Origin of the sequence: Ameyamaea chiangmaiensis, from assembly GCF_013376175.1 — a bacterium.
GTDB lineage: Bacteria > Pseudomonadota > Alphaproteobacteria > Acetobacterales > Acetobacteraceae > Ameyamaea > Ameyamaea chiangmaiensis.
The window spans coordinates 1-4,319 of the sequence record NZ_JABXXR010000191.1 but is presented as its reverse complement, the minus strand read 5'-3'; the positions used below and the strand labels follow the sequence as shown (position 1 = coordinate 4,319).

5 protein-coding genes are annotated in these 4,319 nt (G+C 54.3%); 4 read left to right on the top strand and 1 reads right to left on the bottom strand.

The window, feature by feature from the left end:
• The 4 genes from HUK82_RS14810 to HUK82_RS14795 form a co-directional block, all read left to right on the top strand.
• A partial coding sequence (locus tag HUK82_RS14810; protein WP_218061608.1) for a hypothetical protein occupies positions 1-830 on the top strand: 830 nt, incomplete at its 5' end.
• Between the two features lie 230 nt (positions 831-1,060).
• Entirely contained in the window at positions 1,061-1,588 is a 528-nt protein-coding gene (locus HUK82_RS14805) for a hypothetical protein (protein WP_176614685.1), read from the top strand.
• Between the two features lie 233 nt (positions 1,589-1,821).
• Positions 1,822-1,959: a hypothetical protein gene (locus HUK82_RS14800; RefSeq protein WP_176614684.1), complete on the top strand. Its 138-nt coding sequence runs from the start codon at positions 1,822-1,824 to the stop codon at positions 1,957-1,959.
• A gap of 235 nt (positions 1,960-2,194) precedes the next feature.
• The gene (locus HUK82_RS14795) at positions 2,195-2,962 is read left to right on the top strand and encodes a hypothetical protein (RefSeq protein WP_218061607.1); all 768 of its coding nucleotides are present in this window, start codon (positions 2,195-2,197) and stop codon (positions 2,960-2,962) included.
• 243 nt (positions 2,963-3,205) lie between these two features.
• Here the strand turns inward: HUK82_RS14795 and HUK82_RS14790 are convergent.
• Positions 3,206-4,319, bottom strand: a 1,114-nt coding sequence (locus HUK82_RS14790; RefSeq protein ID WP_176614682.1) for an amidase family protein, incomplete at its 5' end; no start/stop codon positions are given.

The following is a 4,319-nucleotide window of genomic DNA, read 5'->3' as shown; positions in this document are numbered from 1 at the left end:
GGCACGAACGCGCCGCGCAGGCCCGCGCGCACGCCGAACCGCCGCACGAACCCGTCATGCCACCGGAACCGCCAACCGGCACGTTAAGCGAGGCCGAAACCGCCTGGCGCGCGCGCCATCGCCCGGAAATCGAGGCCATCATCCGCCGCCATGGCTCCGTCGCGCGCGTGTTCGAAAAAACGGCAGAGGAAAAGGCACTTTTCGACGCCGTTCTGCCGTGGCACGAAACCATTCCCGACCGCGACAATCCCGGTGCGTTCAGCGAACGGTGGGAAGGACGCTCCGCCTTTCGCGAACCGGGACCGAAAGTACGCGAAGCCCTGTGCAATGCCGTGCGCCTGCCCCGCACGATCGACGATGCGATCAGCGAAGTCCGCCGCTGGATCCGTCTAAATCACGAACGCAGCATCGTCGCCCGCTGGCGCGACCACGGCGCGCCGGAATGGGACTTCATCACCGGGCCGGTACATATGCGCGCCGGGATCGTGCGCGAAATGGCCGCCCGCACCCTGCCCGCCACGACGCTGGCCGAACTGACCGCGCGGGTGCGGTTCCATCTGGAACATGATTTGCAGGGCACGCTGGAAACCGAAGCTATCCTGCGCGACCTGCACGCCCTTCAGGCCACCGTGCGCCCCACCGGAAAGGCCGCCAAGACCCCGCGCGGCGGCGGCAAGAACAGCGCCAAACGCGACAGCGTCGCCCGCCTGCTGGCCACCCCGGAAGGACGCGCGATGACCACGCGCCAGATTGCGGAACGGACGGGGGTGTCCGTATCCACGGTGCAGGCGGTCAAGCGGGAGCAGGAACAGAGCGCGTTGATGGTGTGAAGGGTAGCTTGGGAGGGGGAAAGCGGATCGTCGGCTTTGAGGCCGTTGCGATACGAGAGCGGATATTTGTAAAATCGCCGTTGGTAAATATATCCGTCACAGGCGAATATAAAAAATAAAGAAAATTTGTCAAATTAGGAAGTATTTTCATGAGTTATTTGAAGAAAATATTTATTTGACATAAAGCGATATTATTCCAAATTTCATTAACTAAATCTTGGAGAATTTTAATGAGCAATTTAGAGTCTTCACAAGAAAAGAATAATATTATCATACAAGATTTAAAACTAGAAATTAATCAATTAAAAGAAAAGATAGAAAATAAAAATAAATACATAAAAGAAAGAAATTCAATAATTGACAGACTGGAACATGATAAAGAAAATATAATTAGTAATTTTAAAGAGAAAAATTATATTTTTGAAAATGAATCTAAAGAGGAGAAGGTTAAATTTAATATTGAGTTAGAAAGGCTGCAAGCTGAATATGCTCGGAGAAAACAATATCTTGAAATTGAAACCAAAAAAGTCAAAGAAGAAAAATTACGCTATACAAAAGAATACCAAGAAAATCTCAAAACAACCTCGAGTGAATTTGTAAAAGAAACCGTAAAAGATTTAGAGGCTAGAGAGAAAAAACTTTCTAAATACGCTAATTGGTGGTCCATTTCAGGGGCGGCTGTTCTTGCTATCGGACTTATTTTAACGATTATAATATCTTTTTGGAATTCATTCGGTATATCACCAAATATGTCGTAGCCATTTTTGATATTTTTCTCTTTTAAAGGTTTGGTTGTTCTTACTATTGTAGGTTTTTTTACGAGATATAACTTTGTCCACTCTGGGAATTACATGCAAGAATCTTTAAAGATAGCCGATAGAATACATGCTATAAAATTTGGACAATTCTATATCGAAACGTATGGGGCGACAGCTACATGGGAAGAAGTCAAAGAGGTATTTTCAAGTTGGAATGGAGAAGAAAAAACAAAATGAAAAAAAATATTCAGTATGGTGAATTTAATAGCACAATGAAAACAATTTCTTCTGCAATTGATAAATTAAAAATACAAAAAGATGATGCAGAGAAAAAAGACAAAACAAAAGAAAGTGGCATTAACCAGACTTGAAAGATAAATTTTATCTTGTCGTAACAATTGCAGGAGGCGCTACAGTTGGATTTTATTTTTGAGCATCTGCTTTCTGGAATTCGTCATGATCGTCTGGATGGCCGACATGAAGGCGTGAACAGAAAATCGACTATTGGGAATAGGAGGACGGAAAGCAACCGTTTGCAACGATGAATTCAAGCGACGTTTAGCGGCCTCATTCTAGCGGCAGGCGCTGCCGGCTCGACGATCAGGTGTGTTGATCAGCAACGGCGTTCCCGGCAGGTTAGTCGAAACTCGACTCAACAAAGGTTTCCATATGCCCGCCAACGAACTCCTCCTGACAATCGACTACAAGGAGCCCGTCGAAGCGGCCGTGTTGGGCGAACTGCTATCCGCGATCGGCAATGATTACCGGCGACTCTACGGATGCGAGTTGATCGTCACCGAGATCCGCCAAGGTTCGATCATCGCAATCTTGAAGGAGATCGCGGATAATACCGATTCGATCAATCATCTGATTGACTTCCTAAAGAATATTGCAGGCATCAAAAACCTCCTTTTGGGCAGCAAAGGCAAGAAGGGTTCGCGATCTAAGACGACCAAAACAATAAGAGCCATTGCGAACACGGCACTAAAAACGGGTGGCGAAGTATACATGGAGCACGAGAGTGCAAATGGCGAGAAGCTCAAGGTGCACGTCAATCCGGCCGAGGCGCTGCTGATTGTTCAACCGCCTCAAGATCGCGCACATTATGCAACGTCGCGCATCGTTTCGCAGGCAATCAGCGAGGCCTCACTAGATGACGGCTTCATCGCTGATCTTGCCCGTGTAGCATTCAAGTCTCCCGCCGCTGGGGGGGACGTGATCGGCGCCGATAGTAATCCGCAACTCCAACTTCTACGTGAACTGATTAGCGCTATCCGCAGCCGGTCAGACGGTGAGCAGTGGATCGCTAAAATCGCGCAGGATCTGCGAGACCGAGGTCATAGCGTCGCGGCGCAAATGCTGGAAGGCTTGTAACGCCTCATCAATTAACCGACGCCACACAGCTTGGACGGGCCTACGCGTTTTTAAACATCTCAAGCGGACGTCATGGCGTAATTACGGACCACGACGTCCTGCCACGCACGATACTAATCGGCAGGAATGTCCAAAACTCAACCTATCGCGGTTCGCCTGGCAATGTCGGCTTTTGGGCAGCCGTCACAATCGCTTTTATGACCGACATGAGGCGAAAGCGGACTTCGCGAACAGCAAATATCGTCATCCAACCACCCCCTCTACCGCCGCCGCGACCCGCAGCAACCGATCATCCGTCCCCCGTGCGCCACACAGCATCCACCCCACCGGCAACCCGGCGGATGGCACCGGCAGTGAAACACCCGGCAGATCCAGAAGATTTCCCATTCGCGTGTTGCGCAGCACCAACCCGTTCGCGCGCACAAAGGCCTCATCACTGTCCATATCCGCGATCGTGGGTGCTGTGATCGGCACGGTCGGCATCGCAAAGGCGTCGAATCCCGCGATCGTTTTCGTCATCAGCGCGATGGCCTCGCGCCGTCTGGCGTGCATGGCGATATAGGTCGTGGCCCGAACGTCATAGCCGGGGCGCACGCGCGCCCAGATGCGCGGGTCGATCCGCGCGATCGTCTCGTCCGACGCGCCGTCCAGTGCGGCGGCCAGTTCGACGGACGGGAACGTGCCCAGTGCGTCGATCGCGCGCAGGGCGGCCACGACGGCGGTGAAATCGACGACCTCCGTCACGGCCCCGGCCGCGCGCAGCCGTTCCTCGGCGGCGGTGATGGCGGCGGCCACCTCGGGCTCCATATCCGCCGTCACGGCGGTATCATGCACCAGCCCGATGCGCAGGCCCGTGACCGGCAGCGGCGGCTGCGACGTCAGCGGGTCGGGTCGTCCGGCCATGATGGCGAAGGCGGCCGCGCAGGTCGCGACGTCGCGCGCGATCGGGCCGATGGTGTCCAGCGTCGTCGACAGCGCGACACACCCTTCGATCGGCACCACGCCGCCGGTGGGTTTGAACCCGGTCAGGCCGCACAGGGCGGCGGGAATGCGGATGGAGCCGCCGGTATCGCTGCCCACCCCCATGTCCGCCACGCCATAGCCCACGCTGGCCGCCGCACCCGACGACGAACCGCCCGGGACGCGGGTCAGGTCGGCCGGGTTGCCGGGGATGCCGAAATGCGGGTTGGTGCCCAGGGCGGAAAAGGCGAATTCGGTCATGTTGGTGCGGCCCAGGATCACCGCACCGGCGGCGCGCAGGCGGCCGACGACGGGGGCGTCCTGCGTGGCGGGCGGGGCATTCAGGCGGCACAGCGCCCCGGCCACCGTGACGTCGCCCGCGATGTCCAGCAGATCC